Origin of the sequence: Allocatelliglobosispora scoriae (assembly GCF_014204945.1) — a bacterium.
Taxonomy (GTDB): domain Bacteria; phylum Actinomycetota; class Actinomycetes; order Mycobacteriales; family Micromonosporaceae; genus Allocatelliglobosispora; species Allocatelliglobosispora scoriae.
This window is the reverse complement of record NZ_JACHMN010000001.1, coordinates 664,811-688,498: the sequence shown is the minus strand read 5'-3', so window position 1 is coordinate 688,498 and position 23,688 is coordinate 664,811. Positions and strand designations below refer to the sequence as shown.

General features: G+C 70.6%; 22 protein-coding genes. 10 read left to right on the top strand and 12 right to left on the bottom strand.

Translation table 11 applies throughout. The features are described from left to right. Window positions 1-48: 48 nt before the first annotated feature. From F4553_RS03190 to F4553_RS03175, 4 genes are all read right to left on the bottom strand, one after another. A complete protein-coding gene (locus F4553_RS03190) occupies window positions 49-591 on the bottom strand; it encodes a hypothetical protein (RefSeq protein WP_184831798.1) in 543 nt (180 codons plus the stop codon). Window positions 592-733: 142 nt separating this feature from the next. Further along, window positions 734-1,129 (bottom strand): nuclear transport factor 2 family protein, encoded by a 396-nt coding sequence (locus tag F4553_RS03185; RefSeq protein ID WP_184831796.1) that lies wholly within the window; start codon window positions 1,127-1,129, stop codon window positions 734-736. After that, window positions 1,126-2,043 carry an aldo/keto reductase gene (locus F4553_RS03180; protein WP_184833185.1) on the bottom strand — a complete coding sequence of 306 codons (918 nt, stop codon included), beginning with the start codon at window positions 2,041-2,043 and terminating at the stop codon, window positions 1,126-1,128. The genes F4553_RS03185 and F4553_RS03180 overlap by 4 nt, the downstream gene beginning before the upstream one ends. Before the next feature lie 37 nt (window positions 2,044-2,080). After that, a complete protein-coding gene (locus F4553_RS03175; protein ID WP_184831794.1) occupies window positions 2,081-3,127 on the bottom strand; it encodes a type III polyketide synthase in 1,047 nt (348 codons plus the stop codon). A gap of 136 nt (window positions 3,128-3,263) precedes the next feature. On the opposite strand from F4553_RS03175, the gene F4553_RS03170 reads away from it, so the two are divergent. From F4553_RS03170 to F4553_RS03160, 3 genes are all read left to right on the top strand, one after another. Further along, entirely contained in the window at window positions 3,264-3,701 is a 438-nt protein-coding gene (locus F4553_RS03170) for a hypothetical protein (protein ID WP_184831792.1), read from the top strand. Between the two features lie 82 nt (window positions 3,702-3,783). Then, a complete protein-coding gene (locus tag F4553_RS03165) occupies window positions 3,784-4,563 on the top strand; it encodes a phosphotransferase (protein ID WP_184831790.1) in 780 nt (259 codons plus the stop codon). A 93-nt stretch (window positions 4,564-4,656) separates the two neighbouring features. Then, window positions 4,657-5,028, top strand: coding sequence for a PRC-barrel domain containing protein (locus tag F4553_RS03160; RefSeq protein ID WP_184831788.1), 372 nt, complete (start codon window positions 4,657-4,659; stop codon window positions 5,026-5,028). A 99-nt stretch (window positions 5,029-5,127) separates the two neighbouring features. Here F4553_RS03160 and F4553_RS03155 read toward each other — a convergent pair whose 3' ends face one another. Next, window positions 5,128-7,629 carry an Hsp70 family protein gene (locus tag F4553_RS03155; protein ID WP_184831786.1) on the bottom strand — a complete coding sequence of 834 codons (2,502 nt, stop codon included), beginning with the start codon at window positions 7,627-7,629 and terminating at the stop codon, window positions 5,128-5,130. Window positions 7,630-7,725: 96 nt separating this feature from the next. Continuing rightward, window positions 7,726-8,586 carry a bifunctional DNA primase/polymerase gene (locus F4553_RS03150; protein ID WP_184833183.1) on the bottom strand — a complete coding sequence of 287 codons (861 nt, stop codon included), beginning with the start codon at window positions 8,584-8,586 and terminating at the stop codon, window positions 7,726-7,728. Window positions 8,587-8,760: 174 nt separating this feature from the next. Between F4553_RS03150 and F4553_RS03145 the strand changes: the two genes are divergently transcribed. Next, window positions 8,761-9,825, top strand: coding sequence for a hypothetical protein (locus F4553_RS03145; protein WP_184831784.1), 1,065 nt, complete (start codon window positions 8,761-8,763; stop codon window positions 9,823-9,825). A 96-nt stretch (window positions 9,826-9,921) separates the two neighbouring features. Here F4553_RS03145 and F4553_RS03140 read toward each other — a convergent pair whose 3' ends face one another. The 3 genes from F4553_RS03140 to F4553_RS03130 all read right to left on the bottom strand — a co-directional run bounded on the left by F4553_RS03140 (window position 9,922) and on the right by F4553_RS03130 (window position 14,002). Further along, a complete protein-coding gene (locus tag F4553_RS03140) occupies window positions 9,922-11,169 on the bottom strand; it encodes an outer membrane protein assembly factor BamB family protein (protein ID WP_184831782.1) in 1,248 nt (415 codons plus the stop codon). 154 nt (window positions 11,170-11,323) lie between these two features. Further along, window positions 11,324-12,685: a hypothetical protein gene (locus F4553_RS03135; protein WP_184831780.1), complete on the bottom strand. Its 1,362-nt coding sequence runs from the start codon at window positions 12,683-12,685 to the stop codon at window positions 11,324-11,326. Window positions 12,686-12,844: 159 nt separating this feature from the next. Continuing rightward, window positions 12,845-14,002 carry an acetyl-CoA C-acetyltransferase gene (locus tag F4553_RS03130; RefSeq protein WP_184831778.1) on the bottom strand — a complete coding sequence of 386 codons (1,158 nt, stop codon included), beginning with the start codon at window positions 14,000-14,002 and terminating at the stop codon, window positions 12,845-12,847. Window positions 14,003-14,283: 281 nt separating this feature from the next. Here F4553_RS03130 and F4553_RS03125 point away from each other — a divergent pair, with 281 nt between their 5' ends. Further along, the gene (locus tag F4553_RS03125) at window positions 14,284-16,569 is read left to right on the top strand and encodes a cytochrome P450 (RefSeq protein ID WP_184831774.1); all 2,286 of its coding nucleotides are present in this window, start codon (window positions 14,284-14,286) and stop codon (window positions 16,567-16,569) included. Window positions 16,570-16,580: 11 nt separating this feature from the next. On the opposite strand, the gene F4553_RS03120 is transcribed toward F4553_RS03125, so the two are convergent. After that, window positions 16,581-17,441, bottom strand: coding sequence for an NmrA family NAD(P)-binding protein (locus F4553_RS03120; protein ID WP_184831772.1), 861 nt, complete (start codon window positions 17,439-17,441; stop codon window positions 16,581-16,583). 86 nt (window positions 17,442-17,527) lie between these two features. Here F4553_RS03120 and F4553_RS03115 point away from each other — a divergent pair, with 86 nt between their 5' ends. Next, window positions 17,528-18,250, top strand: a complete 723-nt coding sequence (locus F4553_RS03115) for a TetR/AcrR family transcriptional regulator (RefSeq protein WP_184831770.1) — start codon at window positions 17,528-17,530, stop codon at window positions 18,248-18,250. A gap of 17 nt (window positions 18,251-18,267) precedes the next feature. On the opposite strand, the gene F4553_RS03110 is transcribed toward F4553_RS03115, so the two are convergent. Continuing rightward, entirely contained in the window at window positions 18,268-19,080 is an 813-nt protein-coding gene (locus tag F4553_RS03110) for a DUF899 domain-containing protein (RefSeq protein WP_184831768.1), read from the bottom strand. A gap of 100 nt (window positions 19,081-19,180) precedes the next feature. Between F4553_RS03110 and F4553_RS03105 the strand changes: the two genes are divergently transcribed. After that, on the top strand, window positions 19,181-21,181 hold the full coding sequence (locus F4553_RS03105; RefSeq protein WP_184831766.1) for a hypothetical protein: 2,001 nt from the start codon (window positions 19,181-19,183) through the stop codon (window positions 21,179-21,181). Here the strand turns inward: F4553_RS03105 and F4553_RS03100 are convergent. Beyond that, window positions 21,174-21,635 carry an Lrp/AsnC family transcriptional regulator gene (locus F4553_RS03100; protein ID WP_184831764.1) on the bottom strand — a complete coding sequence of 154 codons (462 nt, stop codon included), beginning with the start codon at window positions 21,633-21,635 and terminating at the stop codon, window positions 21,174-21,176. The genes F4553_RS03105 and F4553_RS03100 overlap by 8 nt on opposite strands. Before the next feature lie 94 nt (window positions 21,636-21,729). On the opposite strand from F4553_RS03100, the gene F4553_RS03095 reads away from it, so the two are divergent. Genes F4553_RS03095 through F4553_RS03085 form a run of 3 tightly spaced genes read left to right on the top strand, consistent with a single transcriptional unit; the run spans window position 21,730 to window position 23,676 of the window. After that, complete coding sequence (locus F4553_RS03095; protein WP_184831762.1) at window positions 21,730-22,587, top strand: LLM class flavin-dependent oxidoreductase; 858 nt, start codon at window positions 21,730-21,732, stop codon at window positions 22,585-22,587. Beyond that, on the top strand, window positions 22,584-23,009 hold the full coding sequence (locus F4553_RS03090) for a nucleoside deaminase (RefSeq protein ID WP_184831760.1): 426 nt from the start codon (window positions 22,584-22,586) through the stop codon (window positions 23,007-23,009). Before F4553_RS03095 ends, F4553_RS03090 begins: the two co-directional genes overlap by 4 nt. Window positions 23,010-23,064: 55 nt before the next feature. Beyond that, window positions 23,065-23,676: an HIT family protein gene (locus tag F4553_RS03085; RefSeq protein WP_184831758.1), complete on the top strand. Its 612-nt coding sequence runs from the start codon at window positions 23,065-23,067 to the stop codon at window positions 23,674-23,676. The last annotated feature ends 12 nt before the right edge of the window (window positions 23,677-23,688 follow it).

The following is a 23,688-nucleotide window of genomic DNA, read 5'->3' as shown; positions in this document are numbered from 1 at the left end:
CGGAGCTCACCGTCGCGTCGACGGTGAGCTCCGGTACTGCGACCGCGGCTACAGGCCGGTCAGGGTGAGCGTCGTCGCGCCGCCGCTGGCTCCCAGTCCCGCCGGGCTGGTGCAGGCGCCGACATTCGGGTTGATCCCCGGCAGCAGCCGTACCGCGTTGTAGCCGGTGAAGAGGCCGCTGGAGATGAAGCCGATCTTGCGTACGACGTAGGTGCCGTTGACGAGGGTGACGTCGACGTTGAACTGGAAGGTGCTGTTCTGGCCGTTGCTCCACCGGATCGGCAGCGAGCCCGGTCCGCCGGTGCCCGCGTTGGTGCAGGACAGGCCGATGTGCGTGTAGGTGTAGTCCAGCGTCGCCGAGGTGACGACCCCGTTGAGCGGGCAGAGCAGCGTGGCGTGGACCCGTACCGTGATCGTCTGCTGGGTGCTGCGGATCGGCGGGGTGAAGGTGTCCTGTTCGGTGCCTGCGCACTGGACCAGGAGCGGTCCGGCGGCGTGGGCCGGCGCTGCGGTGGCGACGGCGCCGCCGGCGGCGATGAGGAGCCCGAGCAGCAGGGCCGGGATGCGTCGGGAACGGGATGAGTTGAGCATGGGATGCCTTCCGAGGAGGAAACGGCGGCTTTGCCGCCATCAGCCGCGAAGCGGCTGAATATCACCTTCCGCCTGATCACCGAGGGTGAGCAAGATTGCTTTCCGCGGGATGGAAGGCAACGTCGCGTCCACCGGACCCCCATCAGGCGAGCTGTTCGCCGATGAGCAGACGCAGCAGCTCGGCGGGGTGGTACGCGTTCTCCCAGTGCTCGACGATGAGGCCGTCCTCGAACCGCCACAGGCCGCAGAACGGCATCGCGACCGGCTGCGGACGAGTGCTGCGCAGCACACCGAGGACGGCTCCGAAGTGGTCGTTGGCGGCGATGTGCTGCACGTCCATCCGCAGCGTGCCGCCGGTGAGCTCCAGCAGCGCAGCCTCGTGTCGCAGCACCGCTTCCTTGCCGACCACCGGCGGGTCACCCACGACACGATCGGCCCGGTGCAGGACGACATCGTCGGCGGCGTAGCGGTCCAGGAGGCTGAAGTCGGTGTAGAGCACCAGCAGGATCTCGGCGTGCGGGTGTGGTGTCGTGGTCATGCCGGCCGCCACGGCTCGGCCCGGGAGCACATCTCCGCCAGCGCCGCCCATTCCGTGTCGGTGAGGCGGACCTCGGCGGCGGCGACGTTCTCCTCGAGGTGCTCGAGCGAGGTGGTGCCGGGGATGAGCAGGTTGACCGGGGACTGGCGCAGCAGCCAGGCCAGGCCCAGCTGCGCTGCGGTGTGTCCGAAGTGGCGGGTCGCCTCGGTGAGGACCCCGTCCGGGCCGACCAGATCGCCGTGGCCGAGCGGGAACCACGGGATGAACGCGATGCCACGCTCCTCGCAGTAGCGCAGCACCGGCTCGCCGGTCCGGTCGGCGATGTTGTAGAGGTTCTCCACCGCGACGATCGGGGTGATGTCGCACGCGGCCGCGAGCTGCGACAGGGAGACCTCCGGCTGCCCGGAGATCCCGATGTGGCGGATCTTGCCCTGTCTCTGCAGCTCGACGAGCTGGCCGAGCTGATCCTCGAGCGGGACCGCCTCGTCGATGCGGTGCAGTTGGTAGAGGTCGATGCACTCCCGGCCGAGGTTGCGCAGGCTCACCTCGACCTGCTGGCGCAGGTAGGCCGGGCGGCCGCACGCGACGATGTAGGGGCTGCGGCCGGGTGCGCGCACCCAGTCCTGCGGACCGGAGCGCAGCATGCCGCCCTTGGTCGCGATCACGAGATCATCCGGGTACGGGTGGAGTGCCTCCCGGATGACCTGCTCGTTGAAGCCCGGCCCGTAGGAGTCGGCGGTGTCGATGAAGGTGACCCCGAGGTCGACCGCGCGCCGCAGCACCGCGACGGCGGCCGCCGGGTCCTCGGGCGGGCCCCACATGCCGGGGCCGGTCAGGTGCATGGCGCCGTAGCCGACGCGGTTGACCGTCAGGTCGCCCCCGAGGGTCAGCGTCAGCGGCGTGATCGTGGACATGGTGTGCACGACGAATCCTCCTTGCAGTTGGCGTTGATCAAGCGGTCCAGGTGCCGAGGCACATCTCGGCGGTGATGCCGGGGCCGAACCCGGCGATGAGGCCGCGGTCGCCGGTCCGCAGCTCGCCGGTGTCGAACTGCCGGCGCAGCGCGTCGAGCACGACGGCGGAGGCGATGTTGCCGTATTCGGACAGCGTCGCCCGGCTGCAGCCGAACATCTCCGGCTTGACGTCGAGGTGCCGGGAGAGGTCGTCGAGGATGCGCGGTCCGCCGGCGTGGATGACGTAGAAGTCGAGGTCGCCGGCGTCCCAGCCGTGCTCGGCGGACAGCTCCCGCAGCGCCGGCGCGAGCTGCTCCATCGTGCCCGGCACCCGCTTGTCGAGCAGGAAGTGGAAACCGGTGGCCTTGACGGCGTAGGCGATCCAGTCCTCCGTGCCGGGCACCAGCCGGGAGCCGGTGTGCTCCAGCGAGAAGCCGGTTCCGCCCTCGGCCATGACGACCGCTGCGGCGATCGCGTCGCCGAAGAGCCCGTTGGAGAGCAGGTTGCCGACGGTGAGGTCGGTGGGCTGATAGCACAGCGAGCAGAACTCGCACGCCACGATCAGCGCGTTGCTGCCCGGATGGGCGAGGCAGAAGTCGTTCGCCCGGCCGATCGCGGCACCACCCGCCGCGCACCCGAGCTGCGCGATGGGAATCTGCACGGTGTCGGTCCGGAAACCCAGTTCGTTGATCATCCATGCGGTCAGCGGCGGCATGGTGAATCCGGTGCAGGAGACGAAGACGATCGCGTCGATCTCTTCCGGGCGTACCGCCGCATGGGTCAAGGCCTGGGCGACGACCGCCGGGACGCGCGCCCTGGCCTCGCGGACGTAGGCAAGATTGCGTGCCTCCAGACCGGGATGGCGCAGCGTCTCCGCGATCGGCTGGACCAGGTGCCGCCGGCGGACACCGGTGTTGCGGATCAGTCTCAGCGCCAGCGGCAGCTCGGCATGTCCGATGTGGATGCGGGCGCCGAGCTCCAGCGTCTCCTCAAGGGTGATGACGTGCTCGGGTACGGCGACTGCGGGCCGACACAGAACGGGCATGGCGGATTACCTTCCAGAGCGGCCGGTCGATGGTTCGCTCGGTCGCATCCCACTGTTGTGCTGCTCGCAGCGGGGGACCATCGTGGTTTCCGCCGGGTGGAAAGGTTCCTGCGGGCAGGCATGCATAATCTGCTGCATGACTGGCGACCAGTGGGTGTTGGTGATCACCGCAGTCGTGACCGCGTTGTCCGGATTGGGTGGCACCGTCCTCGGCGGATGGATCACGCAGCGCGGCGCGGACGCCGGGAAGCGATCGGAGGAGGTTGCACGGGCTCGGGTGGCACTGCTGCGTCTCGCGACGACGCTTGTCGCCGACGCCACCGATGACGCGATGGCGGTCGCCGAGGAGGCCGCGGTCGCCTCGATCGCGCTCGGCTACGAGTCGGGCACGGCGCTGAAGATCTTGGACGCCATGCGGTCCTGGGCTCGGTTTGAACCCGGCGGCTTCCCGCGGATCCGGGCCCGCGACGAGATCCTGTCCGTTCTCGACACCATGCTCGCGGAGTCGCTGCCCCCGGGCAAACGGCTCTCGAAGACGCTGGACCTGCAGGTCGCGGTCTCGCGACCCGACTAAAGCCCGGGACGGCACCGTCGTCGAGCGGGCAGCCATCGTTAAACGGGTATTGCCGTCGTTCGGCGACCGCTATACATCAGCAATGAGCGAAGAGACCCTCGCGGGTGGCAACACCGTCGGTGCGGTACGGATCGGCGACACCGTCCACAAGCAAGCCTCGCCGTGGACGCCGACCGTGCATGCGTTGCTGCGCCATCTGGAGGCGGTCGGCGTCGACGGTGTGCCCCGGGCCCTCGGCTTCGACGACCAAGGCCGCGAGGTGCTCAGCTACCTGCCCGGGGAGACGGCCGGCGGACGGTACCCGTGGCCGGCGTGGTCGTTCACCGACGTGCTGCTCACCCAGGTCGGCCGATGGCTGCGGCGCGTGCACGACGCGACTGCCGACTTCGTGCCGCCGGCCGACGCGCGGTGGTTCACCGGGCGGACGATGCAACCCGGTCTGATCGTCGGCCATCAGGACGTCGGGCCGTACAACGCGGCGGTGTTGGATGGCGACCGGCTGGTCGGCTTCTTCGACTGGGACACCGCGTTCCCGTCCACCCGGGAGTACGACCTGGCGCTGGCGGCGCTCTGGTGGGTACCGCTGTGCCCGCCGAGCGTGGCCGAGGGGCTGGGCTTCCACGACACCGATGACCGGTCCCGGCGCCTCCATCTCCTGCTCGACGCGTACGGCTACGACGGTGACCGGCAGGCGTTCGGTGCCACGGTCGTGCAGCGCGCCCGCCGGCAAGCCGGGGTCATGCGAGAGATGGCAGCTGACGCCGGGGACCAGCCCGCGACCTCACTGCTGTCGGTCGCGGGCTACATGGAACAGTCGGCGGCGGACGTGGAGGCACAGCCGGAGCACTTCTGGGTGCGCTGACACGATCTGAATCGCGGAGGTTTGGCATCCGGCGGGCGGGGTATGCCTCGGAGGTCAGCAAAACCTACCTGTGGAGGCGAGATCATGAACAACATGAATGCAACCGCCTACGACCCGTGGAACTACTCCCAGTCCCTCGGCTACACGGCCGACCGGGCAGACAGTGCTTCCCTGGTCGGATACCACGTCGAGGCAACTGACGGCTCCATCGGCAAGATCGATGAGGCCTCCACCGAGGTCGGCGCCAGCTACATCGTCGTCGACACCGGCCCGTGGATCTTCGGCAGCAAGGTGATGCTCCCGGCCGGGGTCATCGCCAGCATCGACACCGCGGGGGAGAAGGTCTTCGTCAACCGGACCAAGGACGAGATCAAGGACGCTCCTGAGTACGACGCCGACCTGCGGGACGACTCCGTCTACCGCGACAAGGTCAGCACGTACTACGCGGGGCGTGCGCCTCGTTGATCCGGTGATCTGATCCGGTGAGTCTGCTGGGCGTCGTGGGGGAGATCCCGCGGCGCCCAGCGGCCGTTTCAGCGCCGACCCGATGCGGGATCGTCCACGTTAGAAAGGCGGGCGTCCCCGGGACCAGATGTCGGACCACGAGACGTGGAACTCGCCGGAGACCGGTGGCGTCCGGGTCAGCTCGCTCAGCGGATCCGGGACGTAGCGGACCGTGTCGTGCGCGGATCCGTCCGGGCTCATCCTCACGAGAACCAGCCGGTATCGCGACCCCAGGCCCCGCGCCCAGTCGACCTCGTCCTCGCGCATGCGGAAGGTAGGGTTCCTGGGGCGCCACCGTCGCACCTGGAGGAGGACGGGATCTCCGGACGGACCCCGGGACTCCGCATCGGCGAAGCCCGGGACGTTGAACTCCGGCAGCCGCTGCAGGCCGCGCTCCGCCGCCGCGACGACATCCCTCGCCCGCTGCCCGTCCGAGGCGTCCAGCGAGACCAGTCCGACGGTGCCCGGACGCGGCCGGAGTCCGCGTGCCGCCGTGACGGACTGCCGGTTGACCGTCGCCGAGTCCTCCAGACCCGTCCCGAGGTCCTTCGCGGAGACGAAGACGATCCCGTTGGCGTCGATGTCGACGGTCACCTCGATCTCCGCAACGCCGCGAGGTGCCGACGCGATCCCCGTCAATTCGAGTGCGGCCAGCAGTTGATGGGATTCGGCCCGTTCGTTCTCCCCCTGGAAGAACTTCACGACGGTCGCCCGCTGGAAGTCCTCGGTCGTCGTGAAGAGCTCGCTGCGCTTCGTCGGGATCGTGGTGTTGCGCTCGATGATCTTTTCCCGGGCCCCGTGCGAGGTCTCGATGCCGAACGACATCGGCGTGACGTCGAGCAGGAGGATGTCCTTCACCGCACCGGTGAGGATCGCCGCCTGAATCGCGGCCCCGGTCGCGACCCCCTCGGGGATGATCCCCCGGTAGGGCTGTTTGCCGGTCAGCCTCGCCACCAGCTTGCCCACCGCGGGCATCCGGGTCGCGCCGCCCACCAGGATGATGTGGTCGACCGACTCCATGCGGATTCCCGCGTCCTGGAGCACCGCCCGGATGAGGGTTTCGCACCGGTCCAGGATCGGCCGGGTCATCGACTCGAACTCGTCGCGGCTGACCGTGGTGAGCAGGTGGACCGGGCCGTCTGTGCCCGCGGCCAGGAAGGGCACGTGGACCTCGGCCGACATCGCGGACGACAGCTCGATCTTCGCCGCCTCGGCCGCGACCTTCAGGCGCAGCAGGACGCTCCGGTCACCGGCGAGGTCCAAGCCGGACTGCCGCCGTACGTGGTGGAGCAGGTAGTCGACGAGCGCCTGGTCCCAGTCGTCGCCGCCGAGTGAGTTGTCGCCCGCTGTCGCCTTGATCTCGTTGAGGCCGTCGCCGATCTCCGTCAGCGACACGTCGAACGTGCCCCCGCCCAGGTCGAGCATGAGCACGGTCGCCTCGGCGGTGCGGTTGAGGCCGTAGGCGACCGCTGCCGCGGTCGGCTCGCTGAGGATGCGCAGCACGTGGAGGTCGGCGGCGGTGGCGGCCGCGTGGAGGGCGTCCCGCTGCACCATGCTGAAGTACGCCGGGACGGTCATCACCGCTTGGACCACGACCGGGCCCAGATGGCTCTCCACGTCCTCGCGCAGCCGGGCGAGGATCATGGCGGCGAGGTCTTCGGCCGTGTAGCGCCGGCCACCGCGTTCGACGCTCCAGGCGGTCCCCAACTTCAGCTTGACCGAGTAGAACGTGCCGGCCGGATTCGCAGCGGTCTGCCGTTTGGCCGCGGCACCGACCAGGATCTGGCCGTCCGGCGCGAAGGCCACGACGCTCGGTGTCACGACCGAGCCTTCGGCATTGGGGATGAGGGTCACCTCGCCGGCCTCCATGAACCCGACGAGTGAGTTCGTCGTACCGAAGTCGATCCCGACCACCGCCCGCCCGCTGCGGGTCCGTGGCCGCGGAGGCTGACGTTGTGCGGGCAGGTCGCCCAGGCCACGCGAGTGCCACAACTGCAGTGCCCTGGCGGTCACCTCGGCGTCCGGGTCGCTGATCAGGCCCACCAGCGCAGTACGCGCTGCGTCCCGCGTCTCCTCGCGGACGCTGCCCAGCAACCGTTCGACGAGGGTCAGCGCCCCGATCCGCTTCCACGACTGGGCTTCGGCGACCGCCTCGCGGAGTTCGGCGAGCCGGTCGCCGTCGGGCATCCCGACGTGGGCGCGCAACTGCTCGATGAGGTCCTGGCCCGGCATCGCTCCGCCGTGGCACGGGTAGTAGTTCACCCGGGCGAAGCGGGGGAACACCTCACCGGCCAGGAGCATCGGGACGATCGGCTTGCCCTGCCGCTCCGCCCACGCGATCTCGCGTGCCACCCACTCCGACGCCGCAGAGTCGGGCGTCATGGCCACCAGGAGGACCGAACAGCCGTCGATCTTGTTGCGGATGATCCTCTCGAAGTCGGACCCGAATCTGATGTCCGGGTCGAACCACGCGTCGACCCCAGCCGTTCCCAGGTAGCTGGCCAGCTGGCTGACGTAGCCGCGATCCTTGCGGCTGTAGCTGAGGAAGACGTATCCGGCCATACGCGGGACAATACCGAGACTGGCGGACGCCGCCGCCGTGCGCCGGTCGCCGCAGCCGGCCGCCGTCGGTGGCGCGGCCGTGCCCGCTCGGCGGCCTCAAGGACGAGGGTGGCGCAGCCCCGCCCGCCACCCGGAGGCGATCGTGCGGCGCGCCTCCTCCAGGTTCAGGCCCGCCGCGAGGGCCGCGTCGGTCAGCCTGGCCCGGACCGCCGCCTCGTCGAGGGCGCCTGCGGCCGCCAGCTGACCCAGCTTGAACGCCGCGATGTTGACCGCGTTGTTGCGCCCGCCGCCGCTGACGCGCTCGCCGCGCCGCACGACCGGCCGGGGTGCGGCAAGGATCCGGGCGATCTCGCCCTCGAGCGCGGCCTGGGCATACCGGTCCAGGTCGGCGACGTCTGCGGCCGCCGCGGTGACGGGGTGCTGGCGCGGCGTGGCCAGCTGGCGCAGCGCCGGCGGGCACGGCGGCAGCTCGCCACCGGGGGACCAGGGCTGAGTGAAGTGGTAGCGGCGGCCGCCGGCATGCAGCGACGGCGGTGCGACCACCGACCCGCCGCAGCCGCGCCAGTCCACTCCGGGCAGGAAGCCGATCCGGCTGGGCAGCCCTGTCGGCGCGAACCACAGGTGCCATCCGTGCCCGGTGCGCACCGTCGGCCCGGCTGCGCGCGCGGTGCCCAGCGCGTCGAGCACCGCGAGCAAACCCGAGTCGGAGTCCACATCGCACACGTCGAGCGTGCCGCCGGTCGCCAGGCCGATGTTGGCGGTCGGCCACCGCCGCCACCAGGACCGGATCAGCCGGGCATCGGTGGACGCCTCCCACACCCCGTGGCGTAGCCGCGGGTGCTTGCCCGGTGACGTGCACTCCGCCCGCCCGCGGCAGGAACAGCCGCCCGCGGTCGGCGTGTGCAGGGGCATCACAGCCAGACCGGCGGCGGCGTATCGGAGCGCGAATCCCAGCATCGTGTCCACGGCCCACCACCTCCTGCTGTGAATTCTCCCCGTGTCCGGCTGCGAACGGAACAGGAATGCGAACATATGTTCGATCGATTCTGAATCCGTGGGTGCGCTGGCGGGTCGGGGTCCGCGCGGCGGGAAGAAGTGTTGTCCCCGACGTGGGCGAGGACTCGTACCGGCATGAGACTCCTCCGCGTTCTCGCCGTGGCGGCGCTGATCGTCGCCGCGGCACCTGCCCCCGCCCATGCGCTCCCGCCGACGGCAGCCGGTTTCGCCTACGCCAACCAGCCGAGCAACCCGAACTACATCCTCGCGACCGGGTATGAATACAACTCCGTCAACCTCGCCGTCCAGGTCCTCCGCCCGGCCGTCGGCACCTACCGGGTGAAGTTCCTGGGCATGGGGACCCTCGGCGGGGTGCCGCACGTCAGCGCCCGCGGCAGCAGCAGCCTCTGCACGGTCGCGTGGTGGGGGATGGCGGGAGGAGACCAGGCCGTCGACGTCCGCTGCTACGACAACGCCGGTCTCCTCGCCGACAGCAGGTTTGTCGTCGACTTCACCAATCGCACGCCGGCTGTGAGCGGCTTCGGCTATCTCTGGAACGACAACCCCGTACCTCCGGCGATCGGGCACACCCCGGCCCCGGCGTACTCCTACGACTCGGCCGGGCTGCCGATCAAGGTCTTCCGCAGCGCCGTCGGCAGGTACCGGGTCGAGCTGGGCGCGTTCCGCAACGACAGTCCGGGGCCGTGGGCGGCCGGGTATCTGCGGATCACGCCCTATGCCGCCGCCGCGAGGCACTGCCAGGCGCTGGACCCGGCGCTCGTCCCCGATCCCCAGCTCATCGAGGTCCGCTGCTACGACGACACCGGGTCCGCCGTGGACAGCCGCTTCATCCTCACCTACGCCCGCGGGGCGGCGATGCTCGGCGGCTCCGGCGCGCGGACGACCGCCACCGTGGACCTCTCAGCCGCCCTCCCGGTGATGCGGGGCTGGACCAACAGCTACGGCGGCGCACCGACCGCATCCATGATCATCCCAGGTACCTACCTGATCCGGATCCCCAACGCCGCGCATCCGAAGGGTCACGCGATCGCCAGCATCATGGGCACGCCGCCCATGTTCTGCACCGTCCAATGGTGGGGCCCCAGCGGGCTCGACGAACTCGTCCAGGTCAGCTGCTACGACGGCGACGACGGCGTGCCGAACCCGGCCGTGCTGCTCAACATCGCCTTCATCGCCTGACCGGTCACCGCTCGGCTGCGCCACCATGCGGCGCAGCCGAGCGGTGCGGGACCTCAGGTGGCGGCTGTCGGCGGCGAACCGCACCGACAGCCGTGATCACTGGATGGACGTCAGCTTGCCGTTGCGGGCACCGACGATCAGCGCGGCGTCGGCGGTGAGTGCGAGATAGCCGTCGACCGGTGCGCCCAGATCCACGTTGAACAGGACCTTTCCGATCGCGTCCAGGCCATAGGCATGGCCGTCCTGCCCGCCGAAGTAGACCCGGTGGTCGCGGTCGACCACCGTCGAACTCCAGATCTGCGTTCCGGGCGTGACCCGGTAGGTCGCCGCCGCGGACCCGTCCCGCAGGTCGAGGACGTGGACGATGCCCTCGTGGTCGGCGACGTACGCCAACCCGCCACCGGTCACGACGGGCGAGGAGTAGGTGATGGCCCGAGGTGCCTTCCACCGGAGTCTCCCGTCCCTGCCGTATGCCCATTCGAAGCTTCCGTTCGTGCCCAACAGCACCGTTCCGTCCGTGCCCAGACCTGCGGACACCTCGCTGTCGCCGTCACCGGGATCGGCCCGCCACGCCACGGCACCGGTGGCGCCGCGGTCGTCGACAGCGACGAGGCTGCTGCCGGAGGTGGTGTAGAGGCGGCCCGTCCCGTCGGTGACCACGGACGCGAACGACGACGATCCGACGTCGAGGGTCCACGCCAGGCGGCGGCTCCCGGCGGACGGTACGTCGACGGCGCTGATCCCGCCGCTGGTGTCTCCCACATAGATCCGGCGCCCGTCGACGGTGACCGGAGAGGTGGGACGGCCCGGCAGCTCCTGCGTCCACAGCAGCTCCCCGGCAGCCGACAGCGCTGCCAGTTCGCCCTTCGGCGTACCCCAGATGATGGTGTGGTCCGGCAGGACCAGCGGGGAGACGGACAGGTCGCCGCCACCAGAGCGCCCCGAATCGTAGGTCCACCGGTCGGTGCCGGTCGTCGCATCCACGGCGTGCAGCACGCCGCCGTTGGAGGCGACGTAGATCGTGCCGTCCGCACCTATCACCGGTCCTGAGCTGACTGCGGCCTCCAGCGTGCGTTGCCACCGTACGACGCCCTTCGTCGGGCCGGACGAAGCCGACATGCCGCTGTGGCGGGCATCGCGCATGGCGGAGGGCCACGGGGTCCACGTCGTGGAGGGCGCTCCCGACGGCAGGTCGAGGAGCGCCTTGACCGCCGCGTTCTTCCCGGCGGCCATCGGGCCGTCGGGCGACGGCGGCTCCGCACCCCTCGCTGTGCACCCGGTCGCCATCGCGCTCGCGAGCACCAGCAGGGAACCGACACGCAACCACCATCGCCGAGAGTCCATGGGATGAACGTACGGCGGTGCCGGGCATACCGACGGCAGGCAAAGGTTACGAGGTGCGGAAATCAGTCAGGTTCCGTGGGGACCCATGAACCGGGTGCCGAGGGCGGCCTCCAGCGCTCACTCGACGTGGTGGCGGCCGGTGAACGGGCCCGCATCAACCGTGCTGCCAGAGCCAGACGGGGTCCTCGACCAGCGAGGGCTTGGTCGTGACGGTGTCCCAGTCCTGCGTCATGGTCCGCGATACCCATCGATACCGGGGTTGTCCTGCCGTCAGATGCCCGGCAACACCACAGGATGAGCAGGGGAATTCACCCCCGCGAGCGTGTCGATCGAGTTGCTTCGACGTCAATGACCGCACCCCCGGCTGTTGGGACAGGCGCAGGAAGGTGTCGACGTCGAACGCGTCCCGTGCCAGGTGGAGGCGGCGGGGGCAGCAGAGCAGCCGATTGCTCTGGTAGGCGGCCATGAACCGCGCGGTCGGCACGAAACGCAGCCACCGTCCTGCGAACTCGACCATCTCATGGTGCTGAGCGGTCATGTTGGATGGTGAAGCCATCGACATCAGCTTCTGGAAGGTGTCGAACTGGTCGGTGTCGATCTCGGGGATGCAGCCAGCCGGCTCTTCGGCGAACTGCAAGGTCTCCGGATCGACGAGCCGTACCCGGGGTCCTCCGCCGTCGCCGAACCGTAGTTGGGCGACGGTGAGCAGCTCCATCCTCGTCCACCAGCTGCGGTAGTAGTCGGGGGTCGCCAGGATCCAGAACTCTCTGGCCGAGGCGATCCGGTAGGTGAGCTGATTGGCGATCATCCAGTGGCGCTGCTCGGTCAGGAGTTCGTTTTCATAGCAGAGCGCGCCCGGCGGGAAGTAGAACGGCCCCGCCATGGGTGCGACGCGCTGGACATCCGCCGACAACCGGTCCAGGAGGTCGGTCCGCTGCGCCGCCACCTGGGATCCGCCCGAGCGGTAGCTGACGAAGATGCCCAGCCGATCGCCGTAGGGGCGGTGCTTTCGCGATTCGGATTCATCGAGGCGCCGGAGCAAGGGGTCATCGGGGTCGAACCCGGTGATGCCCATGCGTACCGAACGGATGAATGACGACTTCAGCTTCTCGGGCGAGGGGTCATGGGCGTACAGCGGTCCGGGAAACCGCATCTCGTTCAGCTGGGCGGTGACCCAGGCGACGATCTCCGTGTTCGTCCTGGACCGAGGGTAGGGCGGTGCGCCGCCCTCGCGGATCGGATTCAGATTGACCGGTAGCGGTGTGCGGGACACCACCAGGATGTGATCGAGGCCCTGAACCTGGTCGGTGATGACGCCGTAGAGATGGCCCGCATCCGTCGTCGCGTCGATGATCACGAGGTCGTCCTCGAAGACCGCCGCGACGAACTGGCTCATCACGGCTGCCCGCTCTCGGATCAGAAAGCCGCGCGCGGCCAACAACGCCCGGATGTCGGCGGACAGTGCCTGACCTTGCGTGCTGGGCACGCCGAAATACGCGGCGAACCGCTGCGTCACCATGACTCCTCAGCCGGTCGATCGGGGCGGCATGGGTCACCGCGGCCCCGCCTCTGCGACCGAGGCTGGGTATATCGATGATTCTGGACATCTGTCGCGGTCGCAAGGACTGCGGTGGGAGATCCCGGAAACGGCTGCCCCGCCGGCGACGAAGGCGAGTCAGAGGCGCTCGATGATGGTGACGTTCGCGGTCCCTCCGCCCTCGCACATGGTCTGCAGGCCGAACCGCCCGCCGGTCCGCTCCAGCTCGCCGAGCAGCGTCGTCATCAGCTTCACGCCGGTGGCGCCGAGCGGGTGGCCGAGAGCGATCGCGCCGCCGTTGACGTTGACGCGGTCGAGGTCGAAACCCGTCTCGCGCTGCCAGGCGAGCACGACCGGTGCGAACGCCTCGTTGATCTCCACGAGGTCGATGTCGTCCGGGGTCATCCCGGCGCGCTGGAGTGCGTACTCCGTCGCTGGAATGGGGCCCGTGAGCATGTAGACCGGGTCGGCGGCGCGGACGCTGAGGTGGTGGATGCGCGCGCGGGGTCGCAGGCCGTGCTCGGCGACCGCGCGGGACGAGGCGACGAGCATGGCGGCGGAGCCGTCAGAGATCTGGCTGGCGAGGGCCGCGGTGACCCGGCCGCCCTCGGCGAGCGGCTTGAGGCCGGCCATCCGCTCCAGTGACGTGTCGCGGCGGGGGCACTCGTCGGTGTCGACCCCGCTGAGCGGGGCGATCTCGCCGACGAAACGCCCCTCGTCGATGGCGGCGATCGCCCGGCGGTGGCTCTCCAGGGCGAACTCCTCCATCTCCGCCCGGCTGATCTGCCATTTGGCGGCGATCATCTCGGCACCGCGGAACTGGGAGATCTCCTGGTCGCCGTAGCGGGCGTGCCAGCCGGTCGAGCCGGAGAAGGGATCGGCGTGGCCCATCGGCACCGCGACGGACATCGCCGAAGCGATGGGGATGGCGCTCATGTTCTGCACGCCGCCGGCGACGATCAGGTCGGCGGTGCCGGACATGACCGCCTGCGCGGCGAAGTGGACCGCCTGCTGCGAGGATCCGCACTGGCGGTCGATGGTGACGCCGGGGATCTCCTCGGGCAGCCCGGCGGCGAGCCAGCTCGTGCGGGCGATGTTGCCCGCCTGCGGCCCGATCGCGTCGAGGCAGCCGAAGATGACGTCGTCGACGGCGGCCGGGTCGATGCCGGTCCGGGCCATGAGTGCCTGTAGCACGTGTGCGCCGAGGTCGGCCGGGTGGATCGCGGCGAGTCCGCCGTTGCGTCGGCCGACCGGGGTCCGGACGGCGTCGACCAGGTATGCCTCTGCGACAGTCACGACGAGAGTTTACCAAGCGAACGCTTGGTAATAACTCCCGCCCAAGGCGACGGACGTTGTCGGCGCGATCCCCGCTCTGCCACGCCGCCGCGGGCAGGAGCCGCCCGACGGCGATGCGGTCGTCGGCGGCCCTGCCCGGCTCCGCGGATCTCGCGGCGGCAGCGGCCCGGCTGCTGCTCAACGCGAGCGGCACGGGTCGTCGAGGCCCGCCTGCGTGTAGTCGGACGCCTGGCCCGTCGGAGGATATCGGCACATGGCGAATCGTCGCTATGTTGGCGACGATGGACCCGCTTCAGCACTTCATCCGCACCGACCAGGCGCCGGGCGCGCGGATCCTCGTCGCGCCCTCCGGCGAGGCCGAGGTCCTGTGCCGGTGGCTGGGCCGGCTGGTGGCGCCGCGGGGTTCGGCGGCGACATGGCCGTCGCGGCTGCTGGGAGTCCTCGTCGTGGCACCGTTCGCCCAGTTCACGCTGTTCAGCTTCGACCTGCAGGCGTTCCTCTACGAGGTCTTCCACGAGCGGCTCCCCGCGAAGGTGGCACACCTGGCACTGATGCCCGCGGTGAACTTCTTCGTCATGGCGGGCCTGGCCCAGGTCTGGTTCGGCGCACACCCGTCCGGGCACCGCACCGTCCTGTTCGGAGCGAACCTCGCGGGTGCCTACGCGGTGGTCCTGATCACCTGGTACATGGCGCTCGCGGTACGGACCGGGCTGCTCGCCTGGGGACTCGTCATGGTCCCGATCGTGGGCGGCCTCTGGATGGCGGCGAATGCCTACTACGGGTGGTTCTTCGAGCTGGATCCGCAGGCGCGGTCGTTCTTCCGGCCGACCTCGGCGGCGGTCGACCCGTGGCTCGGGGCGCTTCTCTGCGCCGCGCTGATCGCCCTGTCGCACGGATCGGAACGCAAGCTGCCGCCGCGCGTCACCGGCTCGCAGGCGTGGCTGCCGCTGCCGGAATTCCTCGGCGGCGGGCTCCCGCTCCGGCGGCGGGCCGCCAGGGTCATGCTCGTCGCCGTTCAGCCCGTGTCCGGGATGTTCAACGAGCTCGTGGCATCGCCGCGGCTCATGCCGTACGGGATCCTCATGCGGATGTTCGCCCTGGGCTACCGGCCGCAGATGAGCCGGATCCCTGCGGGAGCGGGTCGCACTCGCCCAGGCCAGCGGCAACCCGGCGCTCGACTACGTGGGTATCGGCGGCGGCACCCACCTGGACGCGGCCGCGTTCGGCGAATCCCGAGAGGTGAACCGGTGACGGACCTCCTTCCCGGCGGGCCCAGCGGCGCTCTGCTCCAGACGCTCAGGTTCGCCCGGGATCCCTACGGCCTCTTCCTCGGCGGCAAGGCCCGCTACGGCGACCCCTTCACCGTTCCGACCCTGTTCGGCCGGTGGTTCGTGACGGGGCGGCCGGAGGGGATCAAGGCGATCCTCGGCGCCGATCCGCTGAGTTTCGGGCCCAGCGCGGCTGTCCCGATGGAGTGGTACCTCGGCCCCGGCTCGATCGCACTGCTCGCAGGGGAGCGCCACCTGCGGGAGCGGCGGCTCATCATGCCGGCCTTCCACGGTTCGCGGATGCGGGCGCACGGCGCGGCCATCCAGGGCAACGCCGTCCGACGGCTGGCGGCGCTGCGGCCGGGCGAGCGGATCACCATGGTCCCGTTCGCCAAGGAGCTGTCGCGCCGCAACGTCATCAGCACCGTGTTCGGCGTCCAGGACGACTCGCGCGCGGCGCTGTTCGACGAGGCGATCCGCGAGGTCGTCGGGGCGGTGACCCCGCTGGTGGCGTTCGTCCCGCTGCTGCGGCGCGACCTGTTCGGGCTGACGCCCTGGCGGCGGATCCAGCGGTGGCTGACCGTGTTCGACACCCTGGTCCACGAGGAGATCCAGGCCCGCCGGGCGGTCGGCTCGCCGGGTGACGACGTCATCAGCGCCGTGCTGGAGGCCCGCGACGAGGACGGCGCCGGGATGAGCGACCGTGACGTGCGCGACGAGCTCGTGACGTTCCTGTCGGCGGGCCAGGAGGCGTCGTCGCACCTGCTGGCGTGGGCGGTCTACTGGATCCTGCGGGAACCCGGCGTCCACGACCGGCTGCTCGCCGAACTCGAGCCGCTGGGCCGGACCCCCGACCCGGACGCGCTGGCGCGCCTGCCGTTCCTGTCGGCGGTCATCGACGAGACTCTGCGCATCCACCCCATCGGCCCCAGCGTCGAACGCCATCTGCTGGAGCCGATGGACCTCCTCGGCCACCGCCTGCCCGCCGGCACGGTCGCGGTGGCCGCGACGGTGCTCGCGCATGCGGACCCGCAGACCTTCCCGGAACCGCACCGGTTCCTGCCGCAGCGGTTCCTGGACCGCCGGTTCACGGCGTCGGAGTACCTCCCGTTCGGCGGGGGCGCCCGGCGCTGCCCGGGCGCGGGCTTCGCGGTGCATGAAGTCAAGATCACTCTGGGTACGCTGCTGGCAGCGCACCGGTTCGACCTGGCCGACTCCCGTCCGGTGGCGCCGAAGCGCTACACCGTCACCGTCGGCCCGGCCGGCGGCGTCGGTGTCGTCTACCGAGGCCCCCGCTGACCTGTCGGCGGTCAGGCCGAGATGAATCCCGTCAGGGCCGACCGGACCGGGACGGCTGCGCGCCCGAGGAGGTTCTCCAGCTCGGGGCCGGTGGTGGCGAACTCCCCGCGCCGGGCGGCGTGGAACATGCCGAGCAGCATCCGGGCCTGCTCCGCGGGCACGCCGTGCCCGATCATCGAGGCCGTCCACTCCTCGTCGTCGGCGACGACGCGGCGAACGGTGCGCCCGGTGAGCTCGGAGACGATGCCGGCGACCTGCGCCAGGTCCAGCGCGTCCGGCGCGGTGAGCGGCGGCGTGGCGCCGTCGAAGCGGCCCTCGTCGGCGAGGATGACCGCCGCCGCCTCGGCGAGGTCGGCGTGCGTCGTCCAGGACACGGGTCCGTCGGCCGGCGCGACGAGTTCGCCGGTCACGAGCGCCTGGCCGAGCAGGTGCCGGATCGTGTCGGCGTAGAACCCGTTGCGCAGTGCGGTGAAGGGTGTGCCCGTCTTGGCGAGGTAGTGCTCGGTGGCCGCGTGGTCGGGCATCGGAGCGAAGACCGAGTCCTCGGCGGCGCCCTGATGGCTGGTGTAGAGGATGCGGGCGGCACCGGCATCGCGGGCGGCGTCGATCGCGGCGATGTGCTGGGCGACGGCGGCCTCGCCCGACTGGTTGGTCGAGACGATGAGCACCTGTGTCGCGCCCTCGAAAGCATGGGCGAGCGATCCGGGAGCGGTGAAGTCGCCGTGCCGCACGCGTACGCCGCGGGCTGCCAGGTCACTCCTGCGGTCGACGTCGCGGACGCTGACGCCGACCTGGTCCGCCGGGACCCGGCCGAGCAGCTGCTCGACGATCTGCGAGCCGAGCTGGCCGGTACCGCCGGTGATGATGATCATGATTTCTCCTCGTGTTATCGGTGTTACGGCAACAACGATACCACTGTTAGCAACTTTGGTAGCAGGATTGCGTTAGCATTGGAAACATGGCAGAGGCAGGAGCGGGGACCGCCGGTAAGGCCCGGACGCGAGCGAGCATCGTGGAGTGCGCGGCGCAGATCCTGCATGAGCAGGGCGCCGGCGCAGTCACCACCCGTGCGGTCGCGCAGGCCGCGGGCATGCAGGCGCCGACCATCTACCGGTTCTTCGAGGACAAGGACGCGCTGCTCGACGCCGTCGCCGAGCACGTCTTCGCCACCTACGTCGCCGAGAAGGCCACGGTGGCGGGCGAGGGTGACCCGATCGTCGATCTCCGGGCGGGCTGGGACACGCACCTCGGCTTCGGCCTCGCCAACGCGTCGCTATTCGGCCTGCTCACCGATCCCAGCCGCGCTCCATCGCCGGCGGCGGCGGCCGGGATGGAGGTGCTGCGCGCCCGGGTGCACCGCATCGCGGCGATCGGCCGGCTGCGGGTCCCCGAGCAGCGGGCGGTCGAGCTCATCCACGCCGCGGGCACCGGTGTGCTGCTCACCCTGCTCGCCACCCCGCCGGAGCGCCGGGACCACGGACTCGCGGACGCGATGTACGAATCGGTGACACGCGCGATCCTCACCGACGTGCCGGCGCTTCCCGCCGACGACGCGGCGGCTGCGGCCATCGCGTTCCGTGCCGTGGCGCCGAAGCTGCCCATGCTCACCGGCGCCGAGCGCGCGCTGCTCTCCGAGTGGCTGGACCGCGCCGACGCCGATCCAGCCACCGCGACCGGCTGAGAGGCCGGCCGACCTGGTCAGTGGCTGCCGTGCCGGCCGAGCGTCTCCTCGGGGGTCGCACCCGGGCGGGTCCACTGCGGCACCGGCCGACCGGTGGGGCCCCAGGTGGCGTTCCCGTCCGCGTCCGACCGCCAGTACCAGCAGGCCTGGCGCCCCGTGGCCGGGTGGCCCTCGCTGACGTGGCCGATCACGGGCCACCCGTCGGGATTGTCCTCCCACGCCTCGCCGCGGCCGTATGGCGTCATGTCGAGCAGGCCGAAGAACCCGCTGACCGGCTCGTTGCCCCGCCCCGTGGTGGAGTAGGTGAGGAACGCCCGGTCGCCGTCGCGCAGGAAGCAGGTGATGCGACCCATCTCCCCGCCGACCGGCTCGTCCACGCCGCGCACCGAATACCACGGCTGGGTGTAGCCCATGAAGTCCAGGTAGGGGGCGACCTCGTCCCACGGTCCCGTGGTCAGGACGGCGAACGAGACACCGCGGGCGTTGAGGTAGACGGCATCCTTCACGTTCCAGGCCATCGTGGTGCAGCCCTCGCACTGTCCCTGGTGCGGTGCCCCGTCGTACCACATGTGCTTGTAGACCAGGAGTTCGTCGCGGCCCTGGAACAGGTCGAGGAACGGGACCGGGCCATCGGGTCCGACGACCTCGACCGTCGGGTCGAACTCCACCATCGGCAGCCGCCGGCGGGCCGCGGCGATGGCGTCGCCCGCGCGGGTGTGCGCCTTCTCGCGGACCAGAAGCTCGTCCCGGGCGGCCTGCCAGGTGGCCAGATCGACCACCGGCGGTCGGCCGGGCGACGAGGTGGTCGGATCGTCCGGTGTGGTCGTCATGGGGTCCTCCGTGGTGTCTCGGTCCGGGCAGTATCGTACGGCCGCCCTCCGACATCCGCCGGGCAAACGCGCATTGCGGCCTCGTACTACGGTCGAGACCGTGACGGCTGTCTCTGTTTCGCTGTGGCTCCCCGTGTCCCGGTCCAACTTCTACAGTGCCTCGACCAATGTGGACCTGCTGGACCCGGATGACCCGGGCCGCTGCCGGTCACCCCTGCTCGACGAGTGCGACTACCGGATCCGGTTGCGGGTGACCGTGCTGCGGCGCCTGCTGGAGGTGCTGCCGCGCACGTTCGGCTACGACCGGCTCGCCGCACTGGAGACCACGACCGCCCACGACGCGCTCACCCAGCCGGTCAGCGTCACCGTGCGCCTCGTGCCGTCCGCCCAGACCGTGGCGGCGCATCCGGCCGCGAACGAGCAGCTGCTCGCCGCCGGCGTGGGCGAGGTCCAGTGCTGGGTGGACGAGAACGGCTTCTACGTGTGGACCGCCGACGGGCCCGACCCGGCCGCGACGCTCGCCGCGCTGCGTACCCATATCGGGCATGTCATCGGCGGCGACTTCACCCTCGGCCGGTGGAAGCCGGACCCCGACATCGAGGGCCGCGAAGCCGCCCAGAAGTACAACGACGTCCGCGATGACGATCCGGCGCTCGCCCGGCCCCTGGGCATCCTGACCTTCTTCCAGCTCAACACCGTCTTCGAGGGCCTGGCCAACGAGACGCTCACCCCGGCGGTCTTCTTCGAGAACTTCAGCCGGCTCGACCCCTACATGGCGAGCCACACCGTCGCCGAGACCGGGTTCCGCACCATCGGCGAGATCGCCGACCTGCTGCTCGTCGAGACCGACGCCCGCCAGCCGCTCGGCCAGACCGCGACGCTGTCCCGGTTCCTCGCGATCACCTCCCGCGAGTCGCTGCAGAAGCTGGCCTGGTCCGTCGAGAGCGTCCGCCGGGCGCTGCTCGACGAGATGATGGGCGTCCTGCACCGCCAGTCCCGGCTCAGCCAGCTGCGCCTGTTCTCCAGCGAGTGGACTCCGCAGCTCGCCGCCGGTGCCACCGAGACCCAGCTCCGCGGCTACGTCATGCTCGCCGGTGCCAAGCTGCCGCTGATCGTCAACGTCAACCGGCTCGCCGCGGCGGCGTGCTCGTTCATCGTGCGGACCGTCGGGGCGCACGCGCCCGGTGTCGACAACCTCCACCGGCAGCTGAGCGAATGGGACACCATCGTGCACGCCCTCGGCTCGGAGGTGCACGGGCTGGAACGCGCCATCGAGCAGGCCTGGATGGAACGCCTTCTCTACGAGCAGGAGCAGGTCCGGGCCCAGCAGGAGGTGGTGGCCGAGATCGAGCGCAGCCGCGACAGCCGCGCCTCGACCGGGTCCAGCGACGCCGCGATCAACTCCCTCGCGCTGTTCCTCGCCATCGTCGGCTCGCTGTGGGCCATCGAGACCTCCGGAGTGGGCGCCGACGCGAGCTTCAGCGACCAGGTCGCTGCGGTGCTGCCGGTCCTCGGCATCGGCATCGCCATCTATGGCGTCGCCATGGGGTGTGTGTGGTACCTGCGCTGGTTGAAGCAGCGCAGCAGCGACCGCAGCGTCTACAACTACGAGTACACGTTCCGGCTCGACGAGGACGCCGATCCGGCGCGGGTCGCCGACTACCTGCACCTGACCGAATCGACCCTCATCGACTGCGCCCTGCCGCACTTCAGCCTCACCCACCTCGGCGGCGGGCGCATGGAGCGGGTCTCCCGGGACAAGACCCTGGTCAAGCTGCACTCGGCGATCACGTTCTCGGTGGGTCCGTTCCGTCAGGCGCGGTTCGAGACGGTCAACGAGATCGTGGCGCACAAGGTGGCCGGAAGCCACCAGTACGTGCTGCGCGAGGTCCGCATCTTCGGCGACTCCACCCGGGCGCTGCGGCCCGACGAGACGATCGAGATGATCCGCCTCGTCCTGCGGCACACCGCCGGGGAGCTCCTCGACCGCACGGACAAGCCGCCGTTCGACGTGGACCGGGTGGTCGAGCTGGCGTTGCCGCTCTACCTTCGGGGCAATACAGCGGCCGTACCGGCGGTGCTCGAGGAGGAGGTCATCTGAGCTCCATCTCGGGGGGCCGGGGTCCTCGGTAGGGCAGGGTCTGGCTGTAGACCACGTTGGTGGTGGTCGAGCCGAACTGGGCCAACTCGTTCATCAGCTGTTCGAGGTGGCCCATCGAGGTGGCGGCGACCTTGAGCAGGTAGCAGTCGTCCCCGGTGGTCCGCAGGCACTCCAGGATCTCGGACCGTTCGGCGAGCAGCCTGTGCAGCGGCTGGTGCCGGCTGCCGGGGTATTTCAGGCGGACGACGGCGAGCACCGGATAGCCGGCCATGCCGAGGTCGACGGTCGCGTGGTAGCCGGTGACCACACCGGCCGACTCGAGCCGGCGGACCCGCTCGGTGGTGGCGGACGCGCTGAGGTTCACCCGGCGGGCGAGCTCCGTGAGGGAGATCCGGCCGTCGGCCTGGAGCTCACCGAGAATCGCCCAGTCGGTCGGATCGAGATTCCCGGTCATTCATCGAGACTACCGGGGAATCATCGCCGAAACGCTCCTGAGTCCGGGAGGATTCCGTTCCGGGGTGACTTGGTCGGAGGATAGTCTCGATCAAGTGCAGATCGGTGTGAACGTTCCGAACTTCGGCCCCGGGACCGACCCGGGGGTGCTGCGTGCCTGGGCGCAGACGGTGGAAGGGCTCGGATTCGACCTCCTGATGGTCTCCGACCACGTCGCGATCACCCCGGACGTGGCCGAGCAGTACCCGGCGCCGTTCTACGAGCCCTTCACCACCCTGAGCTGGCTGGCGGGCATCACCTCCCGGGTGCGGCTGGGCACGACGGTGCTGCTCATGCCGTACCGGCATCCGTTGCTCCTGGCCCGGATGGCCGCCAACCTGAACCAGCTCAGCGGCGAGCGGCTGGTCCTCGGGGTCGGTGTCGGCTGGGCGAAGCAGGAGTTCGAGGCGCTCGGGGTGCGGTTCGACCGGCGCGGACGGCTGACCGACGAGTACCTCCACGCGCTCAAGGCCGCCTGGGCGGACGAGAAGGACTACCGGGCCGGGCGGATTCCGATCTGGATCGGCGGCAACAGCGACGCCGCCCTGCGCCGGACGGTCCGCCTCGGTGACGCCTGGCACCCGCTGAGCTTCACCCCCGGCTGGTTCCGCGCGGCGGTCGACCGGCTGCGGGCCATCGCCGAGCAGGAGCAGCGGCCGATGCCGGCCCTGGCTCCCCGGATCAAGCTCTGGCTGACCGCGACCCCGGTGACCGGCACCGACCGGCTGGCCGGGGAAGGCACCCTCGACCAGGTGCTCGACGACATCGCCCAGCTGCGCGCCCTGGGCTCCGGGAGCGTCGTGCTCGACCCGTTCCACGGCGACCCGGAGCAGACCCGTCGCCCTGAGACCTGGTGGCAGATGCTCGCCGCCGTGGCCGCCCACCGCGAAACCGACCGAAAGGAAATCCCATGACCCCCGACGACGAACGCCTGCTCCGCCGGGCACTCGAGCTCGCCGCCGCCGCGCGGGCGGCCGGACACGCGCCGTTCGCTTCGCTCCTGGCAGGACCGGACGGCGAGGTCCTCATCGAGGCCCACAACACGGTCGCCGCCGACAACGACATCAGCGCCCACCCCGAGCTCAAGCTGGCCCGATGGGCCGCGAGCGAGCTCGACCCGGCCACCGCGGCCGGCACCACCATGTACACCAGCTGCCAGCCGTGCGGCATGTGCCAGGGCGGGATCGAACGCTCCGGCCTGGGCCGGGTGGTGTTCGCGCTCTCCACCGAGCAGCTCACCGCGCTCAAGCCGCCGGCGCCGCCGCTCGCCCTCCGCCTGGACGGCCCAGCTCTGCCGGACGAGGCCGGAGTCCCCGTGGCCGGTTACTACCTCTGACTCCGGCCCCGGCTCGGGAGCCATCGACTGCCGCTGTCGTAATAGTCTTCGGGCCATGGCCCTGACACCCGATGAGTTCTACGACCACGCGGTCGCGACGGCGGACGGCGAGCGGCGGCTCCCGCTGGCCCGGATGACGGGGTGGGACATCAGCCCGTTCGAACCGGACGGGCTCCGTGTCTCGCCGCTGCGGCCGCCGGTTCTGCCCGAGCCGCCCCGGCACGGCGAGGATCCGTCGGACTGCGGCACCTGCCGCAAGCGGGACGAGGGGATCTGGTTCAGCGAACGCTGGCGGCTGGCCCGGATCAAGGGTGTCGGCGTGCCGCTGGCGCTCATGCTCTACCCGCGCGACCACTACGACATGGCGGACCTGCCCGACGAGCTCGCCGCCGAGCTGGGGGTGCTGAGCACCCGCATCGTCCGCCACGTGCAGGCGCTGCCGAACATCTCGCGGGCCCACCTCTACCGCATCGGCGACGGCGGCGCGCACCTGCACGTGTGGTTCTTCGCCCGGCCCGAGGGCCAGGCCCAGCTCTACGGATCGTGGCTGGTCGTCTGGGACGACCTCCTGCCGGAGTACCCGGCGGACCTGGCGGAGGCCGACGCCGCCATCGTGGCGGACGCGCTGGTCGCCTCCTCCGGCGGCAGCCGGACGGCCACCGACTGATCCTTCCGCGGT